The following is a 23181-nucleotide window of genomic DNA, read 5'->3' as shown; positions in this document are numbered from 1 at the left end:
CCCCAGATATTGCGCTGCTCAACTCTGGCGGTCTCTTTCCTTGCTGTTCAGGATGCGAGCGATGTGGTCGGCCGTCTTCTCTGCCCGCTCCGGGGTGATGTTTTCGATGTCCGTGAGAACGAGCTGACCACCGTCGGGCAGTTCCATCTCCACACGATGGATCTCCGGCTCGTCCAAGCCGTCGCCGGATCCGGCGTCCTCCCGCGTCTCCTGCGGGCTCTGGGTACGCGCGTATTCACGGAGCATCGCCTCTCGGGCGGCGCGCACCCTCGAGGGGCTGCGTTGGTGGCCGGGCTGCAGCGCACCCGCGGCAGCCAGCATCTGGCGGGTGTCCTCATCGTGAGGGATGGGCCCGCCTTCCAGCGCCCCCTCCAAGCGCCCGCTCTGGTCAGCGCGTCGCGACATGCGCCCTCGCCTCTCGTGAATCAACCCGTGTTCCGACAACTCTATGTCTGCCCGCTGCCGCCGACAGCAGCTCTTCGACCAATTCGGAGGACGACTCGCCCGTCGGCATGACGGCGGCGAGCTTGCGCAGCGCTCGCACCGTGAGGGTACGGACAGCGCCGTCCGACTTCCCCATGATCTGCGCAGTCTGCCCCGGGGTGAGCCCGTCGAAGAACCGCAGGATCAGGACCTGCCGCTGCTCACTGCGCAATTTTTGCAGCTGAGCGGCAACGGCTTGGGCCAGTGCGCGCCGTTCCGCGTGCTCCTGCGGGTTCTGGTCGAAGCGCGGCCGGTCGAGCTCAAGGTGGTCGGCGTACAGCACTTCCGAAGGGCGCCGCTGCACCGAGCGTAGGTAGTCGAGCGCAGTGTTCTTCGTGATCGTGCGCAGCCAGGCCAGCAGACTCGTCCCCGAGCGGTACTTGCTTATGTTCTGGGCGACCTTCAGCCAGACTTCCTGGCACAGGTCCTCCGCGACGTGCCCGTCCCGGATGTAGAACCGCACCCAGTGGTACACGGTGTCATTGAGCTCGTCGTACAGCGCCGCAATGGCGTCAGCCCCGTCGTCTCCGCCTGCTACGGCGCGTGCGACCAAGGCCTCCAAAGTGTCGGTCACGGCGTGATATCCCCCCAAGCCGGTGCTGTGGTCATCAGCTACAGCGCAGCACTCGGAGCAACCTCCATGGTCTCCCCACCAATGGACGATCACGTTCCGATGCGGCACCCGGGCAGCATAACCAATCCTCTGCGGAACGCATCGAACAGATCAGCGATGCCGCGCGCCCTTCGCTGCCACGTGATGCGGGCATGCGCCGCCTGCCACCAACGCCCGCACCACGCGATCAGCGCGCCGCGCTCGCGGTGCACTACCCGACGACCGCCACCACCCAACTGCCTTAATCAGCCTCGCCGTTGACCCGGCCGACCCGACCAGTACCGCCGCCCCATAGCGACCAAAACGCGCTGCACCACCGGTGGGCCTCTCCGAGGTGTAACAGATTTCGCCGACCCGCGTACTTACCGGTGCCGGACTGAACGCAACCGGCTCCATCCGGCCGGATCGGTCCGCCCGGGGGCACCTACGAACGAACAGGGACGGCTATGCCTCGCGGTGGTTCAAATGCATTGCTGAGTTTCGAGACGATTGCCGAGCGAATGGACGTAACAAAGCGCACGGTGCTCGACAACTACAGGAACTGGGACATCCCCATCGTGCGCGTCAGCGACCGCATTCTTCGCGTCCGGGAGCGCGATTTCGAGGCATGGATCGAAGCGCGCACAGAGTGAACTCTGCGCGCCAACGTAGGTGCTATTGCTGCGAATAGAAGGTCCATCACCGCTCGTCCGCCCCTCCGCCCGTCGGGCTTGACCGGCCACGGCTGCGCCTACGTAGAGTCCAACTCCCCTGGCCAGGGAGTTACCCGAGAATCAACCGTGATCACGAAAGGCGTCCCGTGGCACGCAAGCCCACTGTCTACAAAAGGTGCGACTGCCCTGACCAGAACAGGCCGAAGAAGGGCGGGTGCGGCCATAGCTGGTCCTACAACCGCACGACCGACGAAGGCAGCCGCACGCGCGCGACGATCCCCGAATCAGGCGGCCTGACGCAGGCTCAAGCGCAAGCGATCCTCGACGGAATGGCCCCAGGCGCAACCCCTGAGCCCGTCGAAACGAACCTCACCTTCAGGCAGTGGGCAGCCGACTGGCTGGGCAGACGGCGCGCCAAGGAGATCAGCGTCGCCAGCTACGAGTCCGCCGTCCGCGTCCACCTCAACCCCCGCTGGGGAAGCAAGCGCCTTCGCACCATCAGGAAGGCCCAAGTCGAGGCGTGGGTACAGGAGATGGAGGCCAACAAGGACCTCGCAGACTCCACCGCGGAGGGGCACTGGAAGGTCTTCAAGATGATCCTCAAGGACGCCCTCCAGAACGGAAAGATCGCGTCCAACCCCACGTACGAGGTAGACGGGCCCTACGTCGCCGAGTCGACCTTCTACGTCTTCAGCCCGGAGGAGTGCTGGGCGATCTACGACGAATTTCCCGAGCGGTACCGCCTCATACCCATGCTCGGGTTCGCGTGCGGGCTCCGCCAAGCAGAGGCCCTGGCCGTGTGTGAGGACGTCATCGGCACGGACAGCAAGCTGCTCACCGTGCGCCGGCAGATCCTCCGGACCAAGGAGACCCGCTACAGCCCCACGCTCGTCGACAGGCTCAAGACGAGCCCGCGCCTGAACACCAAGGACGTCCCGATGCCGCCGTACCTGGTGGACGCCCTGGAGGAGTTCATGGAGCAGCAGCCGCCGCGGGTCACCCAGAACGTCCTGTGGGAGCACAAGAAGACGCTCGCCGAGTGCAAGCGCGGCACGGCACGCGCCCTGTTCTGGAGCGCACGCAACAACCTCATCTGCCGGAACCACTTCAACGACGACGCGTGGAAGCCCACGCTGCGGAAGCTGGGGATCAAGGACGAGATGGGGAAGCTCCCCACGTTCCATGACTTGCGGCACACCTTCATCTCCACGTGCCTTCAGAACGGAATCCCGGAGCACACCGTGGCGGCGTGGGTCGGCGACTCCGTCGAGGAGCTGCGCCGGACGTACAGCCACCTCCTGCGGGACCACGCGGACACGCACGGAGCCATCGCCGCGGGCCTCACGGCGCGGCCGTCGCGGTCCCCCGAGCCTGTCGCGGCGTGACCTCAGCGCCTCTCCCGGCGCGAACGCAGAACCCTCAGCGGGGCTGAGGCCGATGTCGGCCTCAGCCCCGCTGGCGCGTTTGCGCCCCGCAGAACCGAGGATCTATCCGGGGCAATCAGAGAGGTACAACCTGATCACGCCCCGCCGCGCGATGTTCCGACGGGACGCTCCATCCCATCAAAGGCTCAGGACAGCGGCGTGCTGCCGCAGGTGAAGGGCCGAATCAAGCAGGCTCGTAGACTCCCGTCCCATGGCTACTTTCATGGCTACGTACGTAGCCGTGAACCCCGGTTTGGACGCGTACGGAACGGGTTCTAGCCGAGGGCCTGAATCGACGAAAAAGGGCCTCTGACCAGCTAAAACGCTGATCAGAGCCCCTTAGCGGCAGACGAGTCGGGCTGTACGCCGGGTTCTGTCCCCCGGTCCCTCGCGGGAGCCGGGGTGACGGCCATCCATCTAGGACCGGCGTTGCCGCCGGCCTCCTGCGGTCTACCCGGGAACTCGGGCGGGCAGCCCTCGAACGTCCCCGCAGGAGCGCCGAGGCGCTCCCTCTTGACCTTGCTCCGGGTGGGGTTTACCTAGCTGCCCAGGTCGCCCTGGGCACTGGTGGTCTCTTACACCACCGTTTCACCCTTACCCGGCGCCGAAGCACCGGGCGGTTTGCTTTCTGTGGCACTGTCCCGCGGGTCACCCCGGGTGGCCGTTAGCCATCACCCTGCCCTGTGGAGCCCGGACGTTCCTCGGGAAGCCCCCTAGGGGGACTCCACGCGGCCGTCCGCCCGGCTCGTCTGCCGTGTCGACCATGGTACCGGGCCCTCGTCCTTCGCAGGACCTGCCGCCGTCGCCAGTACCGAGCCCGCCAGGATCAGTGCGAAGGCCACCGCGATCCCCGCCGTCAGGGGCTCGTCCAGGAACAGCGCCCCGGCCGCCACCGCCACCGCCGGATTGACGTACGTGAATACCGTCGCCCGCGTCGGGCCCACCTCCTTGATCAGCTCCAGGAAGGCCACGAAGGCGACCGCCGTGCAGATCACGCCCAGGGCGGCCAGGGCGGCGAGGGTCTCGGCGGAGGGGAGGGACGTCGGGCGGGTCAGGGCCGCCGCGGGGGCGTAGACCAGGGCCGCCAGGGTCAGGCAGGCCGCGGTCAGGTGCAGGGACGGGACGTCCTTGAGCCATCTCGCCGCGATCAACGGGGCCGTCGCGTATCCCAGTACCGTCAGCAGGACCTCTGTCAGGGAGCGGGCGTCGCCCGTCGTCAGATGCGGGAAAGTGAGCGTGGCCACGCCGGCCAGGCCCAGGGCCAGGCCGATGACGCGGCGGATGCCGAGGTGTTCCCGAGTGCCGAAGAAGCGGGACAGGGCGACGCCGACGATCGGGACGCCCGCGATCAGCAGGCCGGCCGTGGAGCTGGAGAGGTGGCGTTCGGCGTCCGTCAGGGTCCACCAGGGGCCGATGATCTCTATGCAGGCGAAGGCCAGCAGGGGGCGCCAGTGCGTTCGTATCGTCCGGGGCAGGCCGCCCTGGCGTAGCGCGAAGGGGAGCAGGAGCGCGGCGGCCAGCGCGCAGCGCGTGAACACCACCGTCGACGGGGAGACCTCCTCCACCGCCACCTTGATCAATAGGTAGGGGATGCCCCAGACCACGCCCATCAGGGCGAACAGGGACCAGCCACGTGCAGTCATGCGGGGAGTCTCGGTCCGCTCAGCGTCCGGTGTCTTGAACGCTGTTGCGGTACGCCGCCGGGGTGACGCCCAGTACTCGGCGGAACCAGCGGGTGAGGTGTGCCTGGTCCGCGAAGCCGACCAGGCCGGCGACCTCGGCCGGGCGCAGGCCGGACTCCAGGAGTGCGCGGGCCCGGGTGACCCGGTGCTGGGCCAGCCAGGCGTACGGCGGTATCCCCATCGTCGTACGGAAGGCGCGCAGGAGCTGGTAGCGGGACAGGCCGAGTTCGGTGGCCAGGGAGGCGAGGGAGGGTGGGGCGGTGAGTTCGTCGGCCAGGCGGTCGCGGACCGTCCGTGCCAGATGGTCCGCGCCGGGCACCGTGTCGTCGGCCGCGCGGGCCGTGGAGTGGCGGCGGGCCAGGGCCGTCAGCAGCCAGGGGATGCGGGACTCGGCTTCCAGGGGGTCTGGGCAGGCGGCCAGTTCGGTGTGGGCTCGGCGCAGGGCGGCGGACAGTTCCGGGTCGTCCAGGAGGGGGTCGCGGAAATACGGGACGGCGGTGCTGCGGGCTCCGTCGGTCAGGAGTGATGTGTCGGCGTACAGGGCTCGGTAGGCGTAGCCCTCGGAGGCGGCCGGAGCGCCCGTGTGCATCTCTCCCGGTGCCAGTACGACGATGGAGCCCGGGCCGGGGCGGATACGGCCGCCCCGGTAGTCGATGATCTCGCTGCCGCCGACGCAGACGCCGATCGTGAACTCGTCATGGGCGTGCGGGGCGTAGACGTGCCGGTCGAAGCGGGCGGTCAGCAGGTCGAGGGGCGGTCCGTCGCGGCCGAGCCGGGCCCTGGTCCACAGTGCCTGTTCGCGCAACCTGTCACCCCCTTTCCCGTACGGGCTCAACACCCGAAGCCCCGTTTCCATGCCCGGCGGTGTCCGCTTGACCCTGCCGTAACGTCAGCGTTTCTACTGGTCCCATGCGGATCGGAGAACTCGCCGCCGCCGTGGGTGTCACCACCCGGACGGTGCGGCACTACCACCATCAGGGGCTGCTGCCCGAACCGGAGCGGCTGCCGAACGGCTATCGGGACTACACGCTGCGGCACGCGGTCGTGCTGGCGCGGATCCGCCGGCTGGCCGAGCTGGGGCTGGGGCTCGCGGAGATCCGGGATGTGCTGGCGGAGGACGCCGGGAAGGATCTCGTCGAGGTGCTCGGCGAGCTGGACGAGGATCTCGCCCGGCAGGAGGCCGCCATCCGGGAGCGGCGGGAGCGGCTGCGGGTGCTGCTGGAGGCGGAGGGCGGGCTGCCCGCGGAAGGGCCGGTGTCGCCTCGGCTGGCCGCGCTGTTCCAGGACACGGCGCATCTCGCCGCCGACTCCCCCATGGCCGCGAAGGACCGCGAGATGCTCGCGCTGATCGAGACCACGGCCGATCCCGAGGGGCGGGAGCAGCTGATGGGCGCGCTGGGGAGCGCCCTCGCCCGGCCGGGTGGCCAGGAGCGGGCCGTGGCCGCCTACGCCCTGCTCGACCAGCTCGTCGACGCCGACCCGGACGACCCGCGGGTGGACGAGGCGGCCCGTGCCCTCGCCGACTGTCTGCCCCGCGACCTGTTCCCGGAGCCGCTGCACATCGACTCCGACAACAGCTTCCTGCGCGCCTTCTACGCCGACTTCGCACCGGCCCAGGCGGAGGCCATCCGCCGCACGCTGCGGCACCTGACCGAGGGGAACGGACCATGATGCTCGCCCTGGTGCGGCACGAGCTGCGCGTCCTCGCCAGTCTCGGGCTGTGGGTGGCCCGGCGCCGGCACGGGATCGGTGACGGCACCGGCTTCGGGTACGCGCGTGGGCAGGGCGCCATGATGATGGGCTTCGGGTTCGTGATCGTCATCGAGTCGATCACCATGTCCGTACTGCTGCGGAACCACCCCGCCGTACAGCGCGCGTGGTTCATGGTGGACGTGTACACCCTCGTGCTGGTCGTCGGGATGCACGCCGCCTCCGTCGTACGGCCGCATGTCCTCGGCGCCGGCTTCCTGCGCGTCCGGCATGCCGCGCACGTCGATCTGCGCATACCGCTGGAGAAGATCGCCCATGTGCGCCGCGAGTCACGCCACACCCATGAGCGGGCCGAGGGCGAACTCAACCTCGCCGTCGGCGCACAGACCACCATCACGCTCGAACTCGCCGAACCCGTCGCCCACTTCACCTTCCTGGGCCGGCGGCGGGACGTCCGGCTCGTGCGCTTCCACGCCGAGGACGCCGACAGCCTCGTATCGGCACTCAGGCAGGCGCGAAACGTACCTTCGCCGCTCCCGGATCCGACTGGGTGAGGCGGACCCGCAGCCGCTCACCGAGCGGAAGCGCGTCCGTCCCCTCGATCCGGCCGATGATCGCCGGGGACTCCAACTGCACGGTCCCGACGGCCGGCCGGCGCTCCTCCACCTCCACCACCCAGCCGTCGAACTCCTCCCCCACCCGGTCCTTCAGCAGCGCCGCCTCCACGATGTCGACGCACTCCCGCTCGACCGTGCCCGCGCGTCGGCTGCCCTCGGCCATCCGGGCCGGCAGCGCGTCGAGGGCGGCCAGCACCCACTCGGGCACCGGTCGCCCGGCGCCAGCCGCCAGGCAGATCTCGGCTGCGTACCGGTCGGCGAGGCGGCGCAGGGGGGCCGTGCAGTGGGCGTAGGGGGCCGCTACGGCGGAGTGGGTGGTGAGGGCGGGCAAGACGCCGTCCCGGAAGACCGTGTACCCGGCGCCGCGCAGCAGCGTCGTGCACTCCTGGAGGAAGGCCGCGTGGTGCGGGCGGTGCGGGTCCAGGGAGCGGACCAGTTCGGCGTACGAGACGTGGTGCGGCCAGTCGATGCGCAGGGCGTGCGCGGTACGGCGGAGTCGGCCGACGGCGCCGTCGGGGGCGGCGGGGAGGGTGCGCAGGATGCCGGTGCCGGCGGCCAGCATCAGCTCCGCGGCGGCCATGCCGGTCAGCAGGGAGATCTGGGCGTTCCAGCGGTCGGCGGGGTGCGGGGCGCGGTAGGCGAGCTCGTAGGTGTGGTCGCGCTCGACGATCTCCTGCTCGGGCACGCTGAGCGAGATGCCGCCGCGTTCCAGTTCCAGCTTCTCCCGCAGCTCGCCGATCTCCTTGAGCAGCGCCAGCGGCTCCTCGGCGGTCCCGTTGTCGATCTGGCGTTGCAAGCCCGCATAGTCCAGTTTGGCCCGGCTGCGGACGAGGGCCCGGCGTACGTCGACGGCGAGGGTACGGCCGTCCCCGTCGAGGTCGATCGTCCAGAGCACCGCGGGCCGGTCCTGGTCCGGGAGCAGGCTCGCCGCGCCCTCGCTGAGCGACTCGGGGTGCAGCGGGACCCGCAGGTCAGGGAAGTAGAGCGTGGTCACCCGCCGGTGGGCCTCCCGGTCGAGCGCGCCGGTCGGTGCGACGAAGGCGGCGACGTCGGCGATGGCGTACCGGACGCGGTAGCCGGTGCCCCGGCGGGAGAGGTGCATCGCCTGGTCGAGGTCGGTGGAGGCGGGCGGGTCGAGAGTGAAGAAAGGGAGGTCGATCGCGTCGCGCGAGGGGAGCATCGGGGCCTTCGCCGACTGCTCGGCTTCCGTCAGTGCCTCGGGCGGGAAGCTCCCGGCGACGCCGAGTTCGGTGCGCAGCTCGGCGAGGGCGGCCCTGAGGGGGGCCTCGGGGGCGCCGGTCACCCGGATGTGGCGGCGGGGCATGAGTCGAGCGTAGGGCGAGGGGCGCCGGGTGGCACGCCGTACGCTGTGGCGGAGTTCGTAGCGAAGGAGTACGTGTGCTTGTCCTGTTGCCGCCGTCCGAAGGCAAGGCCTCGTCCGGGCGGGGTGCGCCGCTGAAGCCGGATTCGCTGTCCCTGCCGGGGCTGGGCGAGGCGCGCGAGGCCGTGCTGCGTGAGCTGGTCGAGCTGTGTGGAGCCGACGAGGACAAGGCGCGGGACGTGCTCGGGCTCAGCGAGGGGCTGCGGGGCGAGGTCGCGAAGAACGCCGGGCTGCTGACCGCGGGGGCGCGGCCGGCCGGGGAGATCTACACCGGGGTGCTGTACGACGCCCTGGACCTGGCGTCGCTGGACGCGGCGGCGAAGCGGCGGGCGACCCGGTCGCTGCTGGTGTTCTCGGGGCTGTGGGGCGCGGTGCGCGTCAACGACCGCATCCCCTCCTACCGCTGCTCGATGGGCGTGAAGCTGCCCGGCCTCGGGGCGCTCGGGGCGCACTGGCGGGCGCCGATGGCACAGGTGCTGCCGGAGGCAGCCGGGGACGGGCTGGTGCTGGACCTGCGCTCGTCGGCGTACGCGGCGGCGTGGAAGCCGAAGGGCGAGGTGGCCGGGCGGACGGCGTCGGTACGGGTGCTGCACGCGCCGACCCGGAAGGTGGTCAGCCACTTCAACAAGGCGACCAAGGGGCGCATCGTACGGAGTCTGCTGACAGAGGGTGCCGCGCCCGAGGGACCGGCGGAGCTGGTGGAGGCGCTGCGGGATCTCGGGTACGAGGTGGAGGTGGCGGCGCCCGGGAAGCCAGGGAAGGCGTGGACCTTGGATGTGCTGGTGACGGAGATCCACTGAGGCGATTGCAGCATGCGCAATGACCTTTGCGCATGCTGCTCGCCCTGGGCAGGATGAGACCATGACCTCCTCCTCAGTCCTGGATCTCGCGCCCGTCGTCCCCGTGGTCGTGGTCGACGACCCCTCCGACGCCGTACCGCTCGCCCGGGCCCTGGTCGCGGGCGGGCTGCCCGCCATCGAGGTGACGCTGCGGACGCCGGGCGCGCTGGAGGCGATCCGCGCGATCGCGGGCGCCGTGCCGGACGCCGTGGTCGGGGCGGGCACGGTGATCACGCCGGAGCAGGTGACGGACGCCGTCAGGGCGGGGGCACGCTTTCTGGTGAGCCCCGGCTGGACGGACGTACTGCTGGACGCCATGCGGGCGTCCGGGGTGCCGTATCTGCCGGGGGTGTCGACCACCTCCGAGGTGGTGGCGCTGCTTGAGCGCGGGGTGCGGGAGATGAAGTTCTTCCCGGCCGAGGCGGCGGGCGGCACCGCGTATCTCAAGTCGCTGAACGGACCGCTGCCGCAGGCCCGGTTCTGCCCCACGGGCGGCATCGGCCCGGCGACGGCGCCCGAATACCTCGCACTGCCCAACGTCGGCTGCGTGGGCGGCAGTTGGATGCTTCCGGCGGACGCGGTGGCGGGGCAGGACTGGAGGCGGATCGAGGCGCTGGCCCGGGCGGCGGCGGGGCTACGGGCGCAGGTGTGAGGTGTCGTTGAGGAGCCGTACGCTCGCGTTGCCGTCGGCGTAGTACGCGACCGCCGAGAGGGAGGCCGCGGAGAGTTCCATGCGGAACAGGGACTCGGGCGGGGCGCCCAGGGCGAGGCGTACGAACGTCTTGATCGGGGTGACGTGGCTGACGAGCAGGACCGTGCGGCCCGCGTACGCCGCGACCAGCTTGTCGCGGGTGGCGGCGATCCGGGTGGCGGTGGCCGCGAAGCTCTCGCCGTCGCCGGTGGGGCGGGCCTCGGGGTCGGCGAGCCAGGTCGTGAGGTCGTCGGGGTGGCGCTCGCGGACCTCGCCGAAGGTGAGGCCCTCCCAGGCGCCGAAGTCGGTCTCGCGCAGACCGTCGTCGACGGCCACGTCGAGTCCGAGGTGGGCGGCGACGATACCGGCGGTCTCCCGGGTGCGGGCGAGCGGCGAGGCCACGATGGCCTGGATGGTGCCGCGCCGGGCGAGGGCGGCACCGACCCGCTCTGCCTGCTCACGGCCGATGTCGGAGAGGGACGGATCCGTGCCTCCGCTGCCGGAGAAACGCTTCTCGGGGGTGAGGGGCGTCTCGCCGTGCCGCAGCAGTACGAAGGTGGCGGGGGCGCCCATGTCGGCGGGACCCCAGCCGGTGGAGGGGGCGGCGACGGTGCGGGCGGCACGGACATCAGCCTCGGCTTTCGCGTCCGCTGCCTCCACCTCGGCCATCGAATCCGCCGCCGACCACTGCTCCCCCCGCTTCCCGGCGTCCATCGCCTCGTTGGCCAGCCGGTCCGCGTGCTTGTTCTGCTCGCGGGGGATCCACTCGTATGTCACCTGGGGCGCGGGGAAGACCTTCGATGCCTCGAACGCCAGGGGCTTCATATCGGGGTGCTTGATCTTCCAGCGGCCCGACATCTGCTCGATGACCAGCTTGGAGTCCATACGGACGTGCACCGTGGCGGACGGGTCGAGCCGGTGCGCCGCCCGCAGCCCCGCCAACAGCCCCCGGTACTCGGCGACGTTGTTCGTGGCGACGCCGATGTACTCGGCCGCCTCGGCCAGCGTCTGGCCCGTCGCCGCGTCGACGACGACCGAACCGTAGCCCGCGGGCCCCGGGTTGCCCCGTGACCCGCCGTCCGCCTCGACGATGAACTCCCGCACGGTTGAGGCTCCTAGAGGCCGGACTCGGACGTACGCACCAGGATCCGGCGGCAGTTCTCGCACCGCACCACGGTGTCCGGCGCCGCCGAACGGATCTCGTTGATGTCGGTGATGGACAGCTCCTGGCGGCAGCCCTGGCAGGTGCGCTGGTACAGCTTGGCCGCGCCGATGCCGCCCTGCTGCTCGCGCAGCTTCTCGTAGAGCTTGAGGAGATCGGCCGGGACCGCGCCCGCGACGACCTCGCGCTCCTTGGTGACCGTGGCCGCCTCGCCGTCGATCTCCTCGTAGGAGGCGTCGCGGCGGGCGGTCGCGTCATCGACCTTGCCCTGCACGGCGCCGACTCGCTCGGTGAGCTCGGCGACCCGCTCCTGCGCGGACTCGCGGCGCTCCATGACCTCCAGGACGACGTCCTCCAGGTCGCCCTGCCGCTTGGCGAGGGAGGCGATCTCGTGCTGGAGGTTCTCCAGGTCCTTCGGGGAGGTGACGGCACCGGAGTCCAGGCGCTGCTGGTCGCGGACGGCGCGCTGGCGCACCTGGTCCACGTCCTGCTCGGCCTTGGTCTGCTCGCGGGCGCAGTCGCTCTCCTCGGTCTGCGCGGCCACGAGCAGGTCGCGCAGCTGGGTGTGGTCCTTGGTCAGCGACTCGATCTCGCTGTGCTCGGGCAGCGACTTCCGCTTGTGCGCGAGCTGCTGGAGGCGGACGTCGAGGGCCTGGACGTCGAGGAGTCGGATCTGGTCGGCCGGCGCGGCGTTCAGTTGGGGGCTCCCGTAGTGCTAGTGGGCTGGTTGGACGCCGCGTGGGCGGTCCAGGGGTCGGTGACCGTGTCGGAGACGTGGACGCGCAGTCCCCATCCGTTGCGGTCGGAGATCTCGTCGAGCTGGGTGGCTGCCAGCTCGCACCAGGGCCATTCGGTGGCCCAGTGCGCCGCGTCGAGCAGCGCGAGAGGAGTGTGGGCGCGGGCCTCGGACGCCGGGTGGTGGCGGAGGTCCGCGGTGAGGAAGGCGTCGACACCGGCGGCGCGTACGTCGTCGAAGAGGCTGTCGCCCGAGCCGCCGCTGACCGCGATCGTACGGACCGTCGCCTCGGGGTCGCCGGCGACGCGGATGCCCTGCGCGGTGGCGGGGAGGCGTTCGGCGGCGCGTGCGGCCAGCTCGCGGACGGTGAGGGGGTGGTCGAGCTCGCAGACACGGCCCAGGCCCCGGCGCCCGCTCGGGTCGGTCGGGTCCGGCACCAGGGGGCGTACGACACGGAGGTCCAGGGCCCCGGCGAGCGCGTCGCTGACTCCGGGGTCGGCGGTGTCGGCGTTGGTGTGCGCGACGTGGAGCGCGATGTCGTTCTTGATGAGGGTGTGCACGACCCGGCCCTTGAAGTGGGAGGCCGCGACCGTCGTCGTACCGCGAAGGTAGAGCGGGTGGTGGGTGACCAGCAGGTCGGCGTCCAGCTTGACCGCCTCGTCCACGATCTCCTGGACCGGGTCGACGGCGAAGAGGACCCGGGAGACCTCCTGGTCGGGGTCGCCCACGACGGTGCCGACCGCGTCCCAGGACTCGGCCCGCGCGGCGGGCCACAGGTTCTCCAGCGCGGCGATGACTTCAGACAGACGGGGCACGAAGGACAGGCTACCTGCCCGTTCCGTACGGCTGTACCGGCTACGGAACAGCCGTATCGCGCCCCCACCGGCCGCTCGGGGCCACCCCTGCTCCGCTCAGCACATCGGCCCCCGTTTCCTCAGGTGAATCGTTCCTGGGCCATCCCTTTGTGTGAAGCGGACGTCACCGGTCCCACGCCTGTGCGTGCGAAAACTAGCGTCGTGACCGGAGGTGACCGGACCATGACGGCCTGTGCGATCGAGCCCGCGGCGGAGCATGAGGACGGCGACGCGCCTGGTGCGGACTGCGCCATCACGGCGGACGGTTCCTACGCCGCCCGCCTCGCCCTGGACGGCGAGAACTGGTTCCCGGAGCGCTGGACCCTGGACGGCCCCGAGCCCTACGCCGTGCCACTGCCCGCCCATCAGCCGGAGGAGCCCGGCACCGAGGTGCAGCCGATGGGCGACGGACGGGTCCTGATCCGCCGCCCCACCGACGGACGGCATGTGTTCTCGCTGCTGTACCCGACCGGTCCCGGCACCGGCGAACTGCCGCTGGGCGCGGTCCAGTGCCCGGAGGAGGGGACCCGGCTGCGGATGCTGCCCCCGGCACCGGGCGGCGCCAAGGCGTACGCCCTCGCGGTGGGCCGGCGCTCCAGCGCGGTCTGGCTCGTGGCGGGGGTCGCCTCCGGGCCGGAGTGCCTCGCGCGGATCCCGGGGCGCTGCTCGGGCGGGGTGTGGCTGGACCGGGAGGGGCGGATGCTGGCCCTGGACCGGCTCGACCCGGAGTCCGGGGGCCGTACGAAGGCCGTCGTGGTCGATCTGGGGCGGGGCGGCGAGGTGTCGCCGCTGCTGCAGATCGCGGACGACAGCGACGACCGGCTGCTGCTCGCCGACCCGGACAGCGGGCTGCTGCTGATCCGCTCGGACGCGCCCTCGCCCGGGCAGGAACGGTTGGGCTGGGGCGTCCTCGGCAGCACCCTTCCGGTGCGCTTCCCGGAGTGCCTGCGCATGCCCGAGTGCACGGTGACGCCGTTCGCGATCCAGCCGGGTCAGGTGCTGACACCGGAGAGCTGCGGGGTGGCGCTGCGCATCGACGGGCCGGTGGGGAGTTGGGTGGGGGTGTGGCGGCCTGCGGAGCGGGATGTGCGTCATCTCGCGGCGCCGGAGGGGTGGTTGAGGGGGGTGGGGTGGTGGACTCGGGAAGGGGTGCTGCGGATGCCTTATGCGTCGGGGGCGGTGCGGTGTGGAGTTGCCTGTTGGGAGGCGCCCCAAAGGGGCGGGGGGCTGGATTCGATCTGCGGCTACCGCCGCGTGGGCGCGACCAGCCACGACGGTGCCGCACGGGCCCTACTGCCTGACGCGGCACCCACAGAGCCCCCGGCCCCCACTCGGATGCGCCCCGTTCCCCTGCAACAAGCCCCATTGGACGGTCTTGTAACGAAGTCGTGGCGGTTGGCGCGGCCGCCTGGATTCGGCCCATGGTCACCCGGTTAGACTCGCCCGGCTGTTAGAAGGATCATGTTGACGGGGTGAGCTGTACCGATGAGCAACGCCAGCACGACGACCCAGCCGTCGTCCGACGTCCAGGAGGACACCGGCCACGGCAGGCACCGGGGCCCGGTCTCGGCCCACGACGGCGAGTCGGCCCCTCCCGGCCGGCACCGCAAGCAGGTCGAGGAGACCGAGTCGGCGGTCTGACGCCACGCACAAACTCGGTGCGACGGCCCTGTTCCCCCTCGGGGAGCAGGGCCGTTCCCGTTCGCTCTCTACGCCCGCTTCAGACCCAGCACCTCCGCCGCCGCGAACGTCTCCTCCTGCGGCCGTTCCGCATAATGCGCACCGAGTACGGCGTCCAACTCCTCGTAGCTGAAGGCCTCCTGCTTGCTGTCGAACTTGGCGGCCACCCGGGGCCGTTCGACGACCGCGACCATGCCGCCGTGGACGACGAGCAGCTGGCCGTTGATCCGGGCGGCGGCCGGGGACGCCAGGTAGCCGACGAGCGGGGCGACATGCTCGGGGGCGAGCGGGTCGAGGCCGTCCTCGGGCTGTGCGAGGCCCGCGAAGACGTCCTCGGTCATCCGGGTACGGGCGCGCGGGCAGATGGCGTTGGCGGTGACGCCGTACTTGGCGAGCGCGAGGGCGCTGGAGGTGGTGAGGCCGACGATGCCGCCCTTGGCGGCCGCGTAGTTGGGCTGCCCGGCGGATCCGGCGAGGAACGCCTCCGAGGAGGTGTTCACGATCCGCCCGTACACCGCCCCGCCCGCCGCCTTGGACCGCTCACGCCAGTGCGCGGCGGCGAACCGGATGGTGTTGAAGTGCCCCTTGAGGTGGACCCGGATCACCGAGTCCCACTCGCCCTCCGCCATGGAGAAGACCATGCGGTCGCGCAGGATGCCCGCGTTGTTGACGAGGATGTCCAGCTTGCCGAACTCGCCGATGGCCAACTCCACCAGTGCGCCCGCCTGTTGGAAGTCGGCGACGTCCCCGGTGTGCGCGAGCGCCGTGCCGCCCGCCGCGCGGATCTCGGCGGCGACCTCCTCGGCGGGGGCGGCGGAGGCGGCGCCGGATCCGTCCCGGCCGGGCTGTCCGTAGTCGTTGACGACGACGGCCGCGCCGAGCCGGGCGAGTTCCAGCGCCTCGGCCCGGCCCAGGCCGCGCCCGGCGCCGGTGACGACGGCGGACAGCCCCTGAAGTGGCAGTGACATCCGTACCGTCCTCAGATCTCGATGCACGTACGCAGGGCCGTCCCGGTACGCATCTGGTCCAGGGCCTCGTTGATCTCGGCCAGTGGCACCCGGTGGGTGATCAGGCCGGCCAGGTCGATGCGGCCCGCGCGCCACAGCGCGATCGTCCGCTCGTAGGAGCGCAGGACGTCGCCGCCGCCGTACATGGACGGCAGGATGCGCTTCTCGTCGAAGAACAGCTCGAACATGTTGAGCTGGAGGAAGTCGTCCATGGCGCCCGCGCCCACGACGACGAGGGTGCCGCCGCGCCGGGTGTTCTCGTAGGCGGTGCGGGCGGTGGCGGACCTGCCGACGACCTCGAAGACGTAGTCGAAGCCCTCGCCGGCGGTGATCTGCTGCTTGGCGTCGGCCAGTTCGTCCGGCGCGATGGCCCTGGTGGCGCCGAACCTCAGCGCGGCCTCGCGACGGGAGGCGACCGGGTCGACGGCGACTATCTCCGCCGCCCCCTTGAGCCGTGCGCCCTGGATCGCCGAGATGCCGACGCCCCCGCAGCCGATGACGACGACCGACGAACCGGCCTCCAGGTCGGCGGTGTTGAGGGCGGCGCCGAGGCCGGTGGTGACGCCGCAGCCGATGAGGGCGGCGATGTCGAAGGGCACGTCGTCGGGGATGGGCACCGCGCAGCCCGCCTCGACCACGACCTCTTCGGTGAAGGTGCCGGTGCCGGCGAAGCCGAAGACATCACCGCCGGGGCGCTTGAAGTTGGGGGTGCCCGCGTTCATGAACCCGGCCAGGCACAGCTCGGTCTGGCCTCGCTTGCACGCGGGGCAGGCTCCGCAGGCGGGCAGCCAGCACAGCACGACCCGGTCGCCGGGCTTCAGATTCCGTACACCCTCCCCGACCTCCAGGATCTCCCCGGCGCCCTCGTGCCCGGGGACGAAGGGCGCGGGCTGGGGCAGTACGCCGTTCATCGCGGACAGGTCCGAGTGGCACAGCCCGGTGGCCCGTACCCGGACCCTCACCTTGCCGGGGCCGAAGCCCACCGCCTCGAAGTCGTCGAGGACCTCGAGTTTGTCCTGGCCGATCTCGTGCAGTACGGCTGCGCGCATGGTGCGGCTCCCCTCAGGTCATGCGGAGTTCAGGAGTGTTCGACGACGGTGTCGGCGAGGACGGGCGCGTCGTCCCGCTCCACCGAGCTCACGGCGACCCGCACGGCCCCGTCCCCGGGCCACATACGGATCCGCAGGGTCTCCCCCGGGTACACGACCCCGGCGAACCGGGTGACATACGACCGCACCCGCGTCACATCCCCGCCGAGCAGCGTGTCGACGACCGCCTTGAGCGTGATCCCGTAGGTGCACAGGCCGTGCAGGATGGGCCGCTCGAAGCCGGCGACCTTGGCGAACTCGGGGTCGGCGTGCAGCGGGTTCCAGTCGCCGGAGAGGCGGTAGAGGAGGGCCTGGTCCTCGCGGATGGGGCGCTCAAGGGTCCGGGCGGGCTCGCCGACGGGAGGTTCGAGGCAGGCGGAGGGGCCCCGGTCGCCGCCGAAGCCGCCCTCTCCCTTGATGAAGATCTGGGAGTCATTGGTCCACAACGGACCGTCGGCATCGGCCACTTCGGTGCGCAGCACCAGGACGGCCGCCTTGCCCTTGTCGTACACGGCGGCGATCCGGTTGGTGGCGGTGGCCGTGCCGGTGGCCGGGATGGGCCGGTGCAGGGTCACGCTCTGGCCGCCGTGCAGAACGCGGGCCAGATCGACCTCGATGCCGGGCATCGACAGTCCGCTGATCACGCCGGGCGATCCGGAACCCGCGACGGTGGCGAAGCTCGGCAGGACGTGCAGCCGGGACTCCAGGGTGTAGCGCAGTTCGTCGGGGTCGGTGGCGGGCAGGCCGGCGCCGATGCCGAGGTGGTACAGCTGGACGTCCTTGGAGTTCCAGGAGATCTCACCGGTCCGGGGCTCGGCGGCGAGGGCCTTGGCTGCGTCGATGGGCATACGGCTCCTGACGGTGGCGGGGTTCTGGTGGCTCTGGCGGGTCAAGACCCCGGTACGGCCGTCCGCACCGTCGGCCGCACCGAGGTCGTCGCGGGCCGTTCTAGAACGCGTTCCAGTCCGGCGCCCTCTGTATAGCCGAGCACTCCACAGTTGTGAAGACTCCTGACGAGGTGTCAGCCCGGCTCGGTCACCCATGACATTTGTCCTGCCGTATCGCGTACGGCCGCCCCTGCCGCGCGGCGCCCCGGATCCGTACCGTCGATGTCATCGGTTCTCACCCGACAGGGGGCAGGGGCATGGCCTGGTTGCGCAAGACCCGCACGAGCTCGTGCGAGACCTTCAGGGACGAGCGGAGCCCCAACGGCTACAGCCTGCTGCCCTGGCTGCTGATGGGCATGGGCGCCTTCTCCAACCTCTTCCAGGGCGAGACCCCGGAGCCATGGATCGGCGGCCTCGGCCTCCTGACCTTCAACTCGCTCTACATCTACGTCTCCTTCCGCTCCTTCTTGAAGGAGACGCGGGAGGCCACCTCGACCCGGGTGGCCCTGGTGCTGCTGGGCCTGGTCACCTGCGCCCTGGCGCTCGCGTACGGCGGCAACTGGCTGCTGTTCTTCCCGCTGCTCGGCCTGGCCACGGGCGCGGTCGTACGAATGCCGCAGCTGCGTCCGACCGGTCTGGTGGTCGGTGTGGTGGCCGGTGTCGTCTCCGTCGCCCACGACGGCTGGGCCGGGCTCGACATCGCCTACGCCACCTGGATCTCCACGATGGTGACGGCGGCGATCCTGTCCCTCTCGGAGGCGGTACGGGAACTGCGCACCGCCCGCGAGGAACTGGCCCGGCGCGCGGTCGAGCAGGAACGCCTCCGCTTCTCCCGCGATCTGCACGACCTGCTCGGACACACCCTGTCGGTGATCGTGGTGAAGTCGGAGGCCGCGCGTCGCCTCGCCGCCGGGGATGTGGCGGCTGCGCAGTCCCAGCTCAACGACATCGAGGCGGTCGGCCGCCAGGCGCTCACGGAGATCCGCGAGGCCGTGACGGGATACCGGCAGGGCAGCCTGAGCACCGAACTCGACCACGCGGTCTCCGCACTACGGGCGGCCGACATCGAACCCTCCATACACCGCTCCGGCCCACCCCTCGTCCCCCAGACCGAGGCCCTGTTGGGCTGGGTGGTACGCGAGGCGGTCACGAATGTCGTGCGGCACAGCGGGGCCGGGCGGTGCGAGATCGTCGTGTCGGGGAGTTCGGGGAGTGGGGAACGGGTGCGGTTGACGGTGACGGATGACGGGGGTGCGGTGGAGGGCCCGGGAGGCGGAAGCGGAGGCGGTAGCGGAGGCACGGGGCTGAAAGGGCTGACGGAGCGACTGGCCGCTGCCGGGGGCACGCTGACCGCGGGGCCGGGGCCGCGTCAGGGGTTCGTGGTGACGGCGGAACTGCCGGTGGAGTCGAGGGAGCCGGTGGTCGAGGCGGTCGCCTTGGCCGTGAGGTAGTGCGGCAGGTCGGGTGAGGGCTCGCCCGGTTTCGGAGGTCCAGCCCCGAGCCCCGGCCAAGGAAGCCGGTGGTCCAGGCGGTCCCCTCGCCGTCGGGTAGTGCGGCGGGCCGGGCGGGCGGCTCGCCCGGCTTCGTAAGCCCAGCGCCGAGCCCGGGTCGCAAGCCCGAGCCCCAAGCCCCAAGCCCCTGGACAACCTACTCTTGGCCCGTGAACGAGATGCCGCGGGACCATCGGCCCGCCAAGTCCATCCGGGTTCTGCTCGCCGAGGACCAGGGCATGATGCGCGGAGCACTCGCTTTACTGCTCGGGATGGAGCCGGACATCCAGGTCGTGGCGCAGGTGTCGGCCGGGGACACCATCGTGGACGCCGCTCTCACCCACCGCCCCGATGTCGCCCTCCTCGACATCGAACTCCCGGGTCTGAGCGGCCTCGACGCCGCGGCCCAGCTGCGTGACGAGGTGCCCGACTGCCGGGTGCTGATCCTGACGACGTTCGGCCGCCCCGGCTATCTGCGGCGGGCCATGGAGGCGGGCGCCGCCGGCTTCCTCGTCAAGGACGGCCCCGTGGAGGAACTCGCCGTCGCCGTCCGCCGGGTGCTCACCGGCGAGACGGTGATCGACCCGGCCCTCGCCGCGGCCGCCCTGAGCGCCGGCCCGAACCCGCTCACCGCCCGTGAACGCGACGTCCTCAACGCCTCCACGGAGGGCGCGACGGTCGCCGACATCGCCACCAAGCTCCACCTCTCCGAGTCCACGGTCCGCAACTACCTCTCCTCCGCCATCGGCAAGACGGGCACCCGCAACCGGATGGAAGCGCTGCGGGAGGCACGGCAGCAAGGGTGGCTGTGAACGGGGGCTAGGCCGCGGGCGAGCTCGCGGCAGGCTTCCTCGGCAGCCACAGCACCATCAGCACCGCCCCCACCAACAACACCGCCGTAGACGTACGGAACACCAGCGCATACCCCTCCGTCAGCGCTCCCGGCGCCCCGCTCCCCGCCGAACGTGCCGCCGCGATCGTCGACATGATCGCCAGCCCCAGGGAACCGCCCATCGTGCGTGAGGTGTTGACCAGCCCGGAGACCAGGCCCGCCTCCTCCGGTCGGGCCCCGGACGTGGCCAGGGACGCGAGTGGTGTCGCCGCCAGGCCCGCGCCCAGCATCATCAGAATCCCCGGCACCATGATCGACGTCAGATACGCACCGTCCACGCTCAGCGTCGACTGCCAGCCGAAGCCGACCGCCGCCACGAGCGACCCCATGACCGCCACGTACCGCGCCCCCATCCGCCGCATCAGCCGCGGTGCGAGCTTGGAGCCGAGGATCACGGCGAGCGAGCTCGGCACCAGGGCGAGTCCGGCCTCCAGGGGTGTGTAGTGGAGCACGTTCTGCGCGTACAGCGTCATGAAGAACCACATGCAGAACATCGCGGAGCCGCTCAGCAGCATGGCCACGTTCGCCGACGCCACCGCCCGCACCCTGAGCAGTCCGAGCGGCATCAGCGGGGCCGCCGTACGCGACTCGACGGCGAGGAAGGCGCCGAGCAGGGCGAGACCGGCGAGCAGCGGGAGGACCGTGGCCGTCGCCGTCCAGCCCGCGGCCTCCGTCTGGGAGATGCCGTAGGCGAGGGTGCCGAGCCCCGCGGTCACCAGCACCGCGCCCGGCAGATCCAGCCGCCGCCCGTCGCCGGCCCGGCTCTCCGCGAGCCAGAGCGCGGCACCGGCCAGCACCACGGCACCCACCGGCACATTGATCAGCAGCACCCAGCGCCACGACAGGACGTCCACCAGCACCCCGCCGACGAGGCCGCCCGCCGCGCCGCCGCCCGCACCGACGGCGGTCCAGGTCCCTATCGCCCGTGCCCGGGCCGCGCCCTCCGGCACCGCCGCCGTCAGGATCGTCAGCGTCGAGGGCGCCAGCACCGCCGCCCCCAGACCCTGCACGGCCCGCGCCGCCAGCAGCTGCCAGTCCTGCTGGGCCAGCCCGCCGGCCAGCGAGGCCAGGGTGAACAGGCCGAGCCCGACGAGGAACATCCGCTTACGGCCGTACAGATCACCGGCCCGTCCGCCCAGCAGCATGAACCCGGCGAAGGCGATGGCGTAGGCGTTCACCACCCACTGCAGGCCCTGCGCGTCCAGTCCGAGGTCGGCGCGCATCGACGGCAGCGCCACGTTCACGACGGACACGTCGAGCACGACCAGGAACTGCCCCGCGCACGCGAGCGCCACCACCAGCCAGGTGGGAGGAGCCGTACGGCGGGGGGCGCGGGTGACGTCGGTGGCTTCGAGCATGGATGTCATGCTCTCAACGGCCGACGCTCCTGGCATCAGGATTTCGACCTAGGCCCGCTCCTCTTTCCGCCTAGGCCCGCTCCCCCTTCGCCCTAGGCCCGAACCCCAAGAGAAGGTCAAGAATTCGTTAGTGTCTCAAAGCATCGGAATAGTTGCCCAGGCAGACGGAGTTCGAGCTACACATGACACAAACGACGAACGACCAGCCCACCGGCAGAGCGACCGGCCCACTCGTCCCGGTCCTCGCCTTCGCGGGCATCGTTGTCGCGGTGATGCAGACCCTGCTCGTCCCGGTCATCAAGGACCTGCCGCAGCTGCTCAGCACGGAGCCCAGCAACGCCACCTGGGTCCTGACCTCGACGCTCCTCTCGGGCGCCGTCGCGACCCCGATCATGGGCCGCCTCGGCGACCTCTACGGCAAGCGGCGCATGCTGATAGCCAGCCTCGCGGTGATGGTGGTCGGCGCCCTGGTCAGCGCGCTCACCAGCACCCTGCTCCCCATGATCGTCGGCCGTACCCTCCAGGGCTTCGCGATGGGCGCGATCCCCCTCGGCATCGGCCTGATGCGCGACATGCTGCCCCGCGAGAAGCTCGGCTCGGCGATGGCCCTGATGAGCTCCTCGATCGGCGTCGGCGGCGGCCTCGCCCTGCCCGCCGCGGCCCTGGTCGCCCAGAACGCGAACTGGCACGCCCTCTTCTACGGCGCCGCGGGCCTCGGCATCCTCGCCATCGCCCTCACCCTCCTCGTCGTACCGGAGTCCAAAGTCCGCGCGGAAGGCACCTTCGACGCCCTCGGCGCGCTCGGCCTCTCCGTCGGCCTAGTCCTCTTCCTCCTGCCGATCACCAAGGGCAGCGACTGGGGCTGGGCATCGGGTCTCACACTCGGCATGTTCGGCGCCTCGGCGGCCGTGCTCCTCGTCTGGGGCGTCTACGAGCTGCGCACCAAGGCCCCCCTGGTCGACCTGCGCACCACCGCCCGCCCCGCCGTCCTCTTCACCAACCTCGCGTCGATCATGGTCGGGGTCAGCTTCTACGTCGTCTCGCTCGTCCTCCCCCAGCTGCTCCAGCTGCCGAAGGAGACCGGCTACGGCCTGGGCCAGTCGATGGTCGTGGCGGGCCTGCTGGTCGCCCCGCTCGGCCTGACGATGATGTTCACGGCCCCCGTCTACGCCCGTCTCTCCGCGAAGTACGGCCCCAAGACCACCCTCATCCTCGGCATGCTGATCATCGCGATCGGCTACGGCGCCGGCCTCGGCCTGATGAGCGCCCCCTGGCAGAGCCTGGTCATCGCGGTCGTCCTGGGCGCCGGCATCGGCCTGGCCTACTCCTCCCTCCCCGCCCTGATCGTCGGCGCGGTCCCGGCCTCGGAGACGGGCGCGGCGAACGGCCTCAACACGCTGATGCGTTCCATCGGTACGTCCGTGTCGAGCGCCGTGATCGGTATGGTCCTGGCGAACACCGCGAACAACGTCGGCGGCGTCGAGATCCCGACCATGCACGGCTTCCGCGTCTCCTTCCTGATCGCGACCGCCGCGGTCGCCGTGGGCCTGCTCCTGGCCCTCTTCCTCCCCAGGCAGCGCCCGGCCGCCGCCCACACGCAGCTGCGCGCCAGCAGCGAGGAGGACGCCAACCTGGAGCGCGCCGAGGAGGCCCTGCGCGGCTTCCGGGGCCGGGTCGTCGACGCCACCGGCACCCCGGTCGCCCGCGCCAAGGTCACCCTGATCGACCGGCGGGGCCGCCAGGCCGGCGCGACGCTCTCCGAGGATGACGGCAGCTACGCCCTCGCCGTCCCCGCCCAGGGCGCCTACGTCCTGGCCGCCCGCGCCGACGGCCACGGGCCGCTGGCCTCTTCGGCGACGCATGCGGGCGACGACGGAGCGGTGGACGTGGACCTGGCACTGCCCGCCGAGACGGTCACCGCCTGACACACCGGC

21 protein-coding genes, 1 other RNA gene and 1 pseudogene are annotated in these 23181 nt (G+C 71.2%); 10 read left to right on the top strand and 13 right to left on the bottom strand.

Features of this window, described 5'->3' with window-relative positions:
* Positions 1-18: 18 nt before the first annotated feature.
* Both IE325_RS34555 and IE325_RS34550 read right to left on the bottom strand, forming a co-directional pair.
* Entirely contained in the window at positions 19-321 is a 303-nt protein-coding gene (locus IE325_RS34555) for a hypothetical protein (RefSeq protein ID WP_190074075.1), read from the bottom strand.
* Positions 322-388: 67 nt separating this feature from the next.
* The gene (locus IE325_RS34550; protein WP_190074074.1) at positions 389-1057 is read right to left on the bottom strand and encodes an RNA polymerase sigma factor; all 669 of its coding nucleotides are present in this window, start codon (positions 1055-1057) and stop codon (positions 389-391) included.
* A 1021-nt stretch (positions 1058-2078) separates the two neighbouring features.
* Between IE325_RS34550 and IE325_RS34545 the strand changes: the two genes are divergently transcribed.
* Entirely contained in the window at positions 2079-3134 is a 1056-nt protein-coding gene (locus IE325_RS34545) for a tyrosine-type recombinase/integrase (RefSeq protein WP_190074073.1), read from the top strand.
* 385 nt (positions 3135-3519) lie between these two features.
* Here IE325_RS34545 and rnpB read toward each other — a convergent pair.
* The 3 genes and pseudogenes from rnpB to IE325_RS34530 all read right to left on the bottom strand — a co-directional run bounded on the left by rnpB (position 3520) and on the right by IE325_RS34530 (position 5711).
* An RNA gene (rnpB, locus tag IE325_RS34540) (RNase P RNA component class A) lies at positions 3520-3921 on the bottom strand.
* 115 nt (positions 3922-4036) lie between these two features.
* A pseudogene (locus IE325_RS47125) lies at positions 4037-4783 on the bottom strand (DMT family transporter); the annotation flags it as partial.
* Positions 4784-4835: 52 nt separating this feature from the next.
* The gene (locus IE325_RS34530) at positions 4836-5711 is read right to left on the bottom strand and encodes an AraC family transcriptional regulator (protein WP_190074072.1); all 876 of its coding nucleotides are present in this window, start codon (positions 5709-5711) and stop codon (positions 4836-4838) included.
* Positions 5712-5764: 53 nt separating this feature from the next.
* On the opposite strand from IE325_RS34530, the gene IE325_RS34525 reads away from it, so the two are divergent.
* A complete protein-coding gene (locus IE325_RS34525; RefSeq protein ID WP_190074071.1) occupies positions 5765-6526 on the top strand; it encodes a MerR family transcriptional regulator in 762 nt (253 codons plus the stop codon).
* Positions 6523-7119, top strand: coding sequence for a hypothetical protein (locus IE325_RS34520; protein ID WP_190074070.1), 597 nt, complete (start codon positions 6523-6525; stop codon positions 7117-7119). Before IE325_RS34525 ends, IE325_RS34520 begins: the two co-directional genes overlap by 4 nt.
* Here the strand turns inward: IE325_RS34520 and IE325_RS34515 are convergent.
* The gene (locus tag IE325_RS34515; protein ID WP_190074069.1) at positions 7070-8506 is read right to left on the bottom strand and encodes an RNB domain-containing ribonuclease; all 1437 of its coding nucleotides are present in this window, start codon (positions 8504-8506) and stop codon (positions 7070-7072) included. The two genes, IE325_RS34520 and IE325_RS34515, sit on opposite strands and share 50 nt — an antisense overlap.
* Before the next feature lie 74 nt (positions 8507-8580).
* Here IE325_RS34515 and yaaA point away from each other — a divergent pair, with 74 nt between their 5' ends.
* Both yaaA and eda read left to right on the top strand, forming a co-directional pair.
* Positions 8581-9363: a peroxide stress protein YaaA gene (yaaA, locus tag IE325_RS34510; RefSeq protein WP_190074068.1), complete on the top strand. Its 783-nt coding sequence runs from the start codon at positions 8581-8583 to the stop codon at positions 9361-9363.
* Positions 9364-9424: 61 nt separating this feature from the next.
* Positions 9425-10054 (top strand): bifunctional 4-hydroxy-2-oxoglutarate aldolase/2-dehydro-3-deoxy-phosphogluconate aldolase, encoded by a 630-nt coding sequence (gene eda, locus IE325_RS34505; RefSeq protein ID WP_190074067.1) that lies wholly within the window; start codon positions 9425-9427, stop codon positions 10052-10054.
* Here eda and IE325_RS34500 read toward each other — a convergent pair.
* The 3 genes from IE325_RS34500 to IE325_RS34490 are packed head-to-tail and all read right to left on the bottom strand — an operon-like array spanning position 10037 to position 12806.
* On the bottom strand, positions 10037-11197 hold the full coding sequence (locus IE325_RS34500; RefSeq protein ID WP_190074066.1) for a bifunctional RNase H/acid phosphatase: 1161 nt from the start codon (positions 11195-11197) through the stop codon (positions 10037-10039). The two genes, eda and IE325_RS34500, sit on opposite strands and share 18 nt — an antisense overlap.
* Before the next feature lie 11 nt (positions 11198-11208).
* On the bottom strand, positions 11209-11952 hold the full coding sequence (locus IE325_RS34495; RefSeq protein WP_190074255.1) for a zinc ribbon domain-containing protein: 744 nt from the start codon (positions 11950-11952) through the stop codon (positions 11209-11211).
* Positions 11949-12806, bottom strand: coding sequence for a Nif3-like dinuclear metal center hexameric protein (locus IE325_RS34490; protein WP_190074065.1), 858 nt, complete (start codon positions 12804-12806; stop codon positions 11949-11951). Before IE325_RS34490 ends, IE325_RS34495 begins: the two co-directional genes overlap by 4 nt.
* A 222-nt stretch (positions 12807-13028) precedes the next feature.
* Here IE325_RS34490 and IE325_RS34485 point away from each other — a divergent pair, with 222 nt between their 5' ends.
* Entirely contained in the window at positions 13029-14282 is a 1254-nt protein-coding gene (locus IE325_RS34485; RefSeq protein WP_190074064.1) for a hypothetical protein, read from the top strand.
* 48 nt (positions 14283-14330) lie between these two features.
* Positions 14331-14486 (top strand): hypothetical protein, encoded by a 156-nt coding sequence (locus IE325_RS34480; RefSeq protein WP_190074063.1) that lies wholly within the window; start codon positions 14331-14333, stop codon positions 14484-14486.
* Positions 14487-14554: 68 nt separating this feature from the next.
* Here IE325_RS34480 and IE325_RS34475 read toward each other — a convergent pair whose 3' ends face one another.
* Genes IE325_RS34475 through chsH3 form a run of 3 tightly spaced genes read right to left on the bottom strand, consistent with a single transcriptional unit; the run spans position 14555 to position 17468 of the window.
* Positions 14555-15493, bottom strand: a complete 939-nt coding sequence (locus tag IE325_RS34475) for a 3-oxoacyl-ACP reductase (protein WP_190074062.1) — start codon at positions 15491-15493, stop codon at positions 14555-14557.
* 11 nt (positions 15494-15504) lie between these two features.
* A complete protein-coding gene (locus IE325_RS34470) occupies positions 15505-16581 on the bottom strand; it encodes a Zn-dependent alcohol dehydrogenase (RefSeq protein ID WP_190074061.1) in 1077 nt (358 codons plus the stop codon).
* Between the two features lie 29 nt (positions 16582-16610).
* The gene (chsH3, locus tag IE325_RS34465; RefSeq protein WP_190074060.1) at positions 16611-17468 is read right to left on the bottom strand and encodes an enoyl-CoA hydratase ChsH3; all 858 of its coding nucleotides are present in this window, start codon (positions 17466-17468) and stop codon (positions 16611-16613) included.
* 296 nt (positions 17469-17764) lie between these two features.
* Here chsH3 and IE325_RS34460 point away from each other — a divergent pair, with 296 nt between their 5' ends.
* Positions 17765-18958 (top strand): sensor histidine kinase, encoded by a 1194-nt coding sequence (locus IE325_RS34460; RefSeq protein WP_190074059.1) that lies wholly within the window; start codon positions 17765-17767, stop codon positions 18956-18958.
* A 218-nt stretch (positions 18959-19176) separates the two neighbouring features.
* Positions 19177-19809 carry a response regulator transcription factor gene (locus IE325_RS34455; RefSeq protein ID WP_190074254.1) on the top strand — a complete coding sequence of 211 codons (633 nt, stop codon included), beginning with the start codon at positions 19177-19179 and terminating at the stop codon, positions 19807-19809.
* A 7-nt stretch (positions 19810-19816) separates the two neighbouring features.
* On the opposite strand, the gene IE325_RS34450 is transcribed toward IE325_RS34455, so the two are convergent.
* Entirely contained in the window at positions 19817-21256 is a 1440-nt protein-coding gene (locus IE325_RS34450) for an MFS transporter (protein WP_373315269.1), read from the bottom strand.
* A gap of 173 nt (positions 21257-21429) precedes the next feature.
* Here IE325_RS34450 and IE325_RS34445 point away from each other — a divergent pair, with 173 nt between their 5' ends.
* On the top strand, positions 21430-23172 hold the full coding sequence (locus tag IE325_RS34445) for an MFS transporter (protein WP_190074057.1): 1743 nt from the start codon (positions 21430-21432) through the stop codon (positions 23170-23172).
* Positions 23173-23181: the final 9 nt, after the last annotated feature.

The sequence above is a fragment of the Streptomyces lanatus genome, from assembly GCF_014655715.1.
GTDB classification, from domain to species: domain Bacteria; phylum Actinomycetota; class Actinomycetes; order Streptomycetales; family Streptomycetaceae; genus Streptomyces; species Streptomyces lanatus.
The sequence above is the reverse complement of the archived record's forward strand: the minus strand, read 5'-3'. Positions and strand labels throughout refer to the sequence as shown.

Excerpts from the sequence above, each read along its gene's own strand:
- chsH3 (WP_190074060.1), bottom strand. The coding sequence starts at position 17,468 with ATGCCCATCGACGCAGCCAAGGCCCTCGCCGCCGAGCCCCGGACCGGT.
- IE325_RS34460 (WP_190074059.1), top strand. The coding sequence starts at position 17,765 with ATGGCCTGGTTGCGCAAGACCCGCACGAGCTCGTGCGAGACCTTCAGG.
- IE325_RS34520 (WP_190074070.1), top strand. The coding sequence starts at position 6,523 with ATGATGCTCGCCCTGGTGCGGCACGAGCTGCGCGTCCTCGCCAGTCTC.
- IE325_RS34485 (WP_190074064.1), top strand. The coding sequence starts at position 13,029 with ATGACGGCCTGTGCGATCGAGCCCGCGGCGGAGCATGAGGACGGCGAC.
- IE325_RS34525 (WP_190074071.1), top strand. The coding sequence starts at position 5,765 with ATGCGGATCGGAGAACTCGCCGCCGCCGTGGGTGTCACCACCCGGACG.
- IE325_RS34445 (WP_190074057.1), top strand. The coding sequence starts at position 21,430 with ATGACACAAACGACGAACGACCAGCCCACCGGCAGAGCGACCGGCCCA.
- eda (WP_190074067.1), top strand. The coding sequence starts at position 9,425 with ATGACCTCCTCCTCAGTCCTGGATCTCGCGCCCGTCGTCCCCGTGGTC.
- IE325_RS34480 (WP_190074063.1), top strand. The coding sequence starts at position 14,331 with ATGAGCAACGCCAGCACGACGACCCAGCCGTCGTCCGACGTCCAGGAG.
- IE325_RS34545 (WP_190074073.1), top strand. The coding sequence starts at position 2,079 with ATGGCCCCAGGCGCAACCCCTGAGCCCGTCGAAACGAACCTCACCTTC.
- IE325_RS34470 (WP_190074061.1), bottom strand. The coding sequence starts at position 16,581 with ATGCGCGCAGCCGTACTGCACGAGATCGGCCAGGACAAACTCGAGGTC.
- IE325_RS34530 (WP_190074072.1), bottom strand. The coding sequence starts at position 5,711 with ATGGAAACGGGGCTTCGGGTGTTGAGCCCGTACGGGAAAGGGGGTGAC.
- IE325_RS34555 (WP_190074075.1), bottom strand. The coding sequence starts at position 321 with ATGCTGGCTGCCGCGGGTGCGCTGCAGCCCGGCCACCAACGCAGCCCC.
- IE325_RS34515 (WP_190074069.1), bottom strand. The coding sequence starts at position 8,506 with ATGCCCCGCCGCCACATCCGGGTGACCGGCGCCCCCGAGGCCCCCCTC.
- IE325_RS34450 (WP_373315269.1), bottom strand. The coding sequence starts at position 21,256 with ATGACATCCATGCTCGAAGCCACCGACGTCACCCGCGCCCCCCGCCGT.
- IE325_RS34455 (WP_190074254.1), top strand. The coding sequence starts at position 19,177 with ATGCCGCGGGACCATCGGCCCGCCAAGTCCATCCGGGTTCTGCTCGCC.
- IE325_RS34475 (WP_190074062.1), bottom strand. The coding sequence starts at position 15,493 with ATGTCACTGCCACTTCAGGGGCTGTCCGCCGTCGTCACCGGCGCCGGG.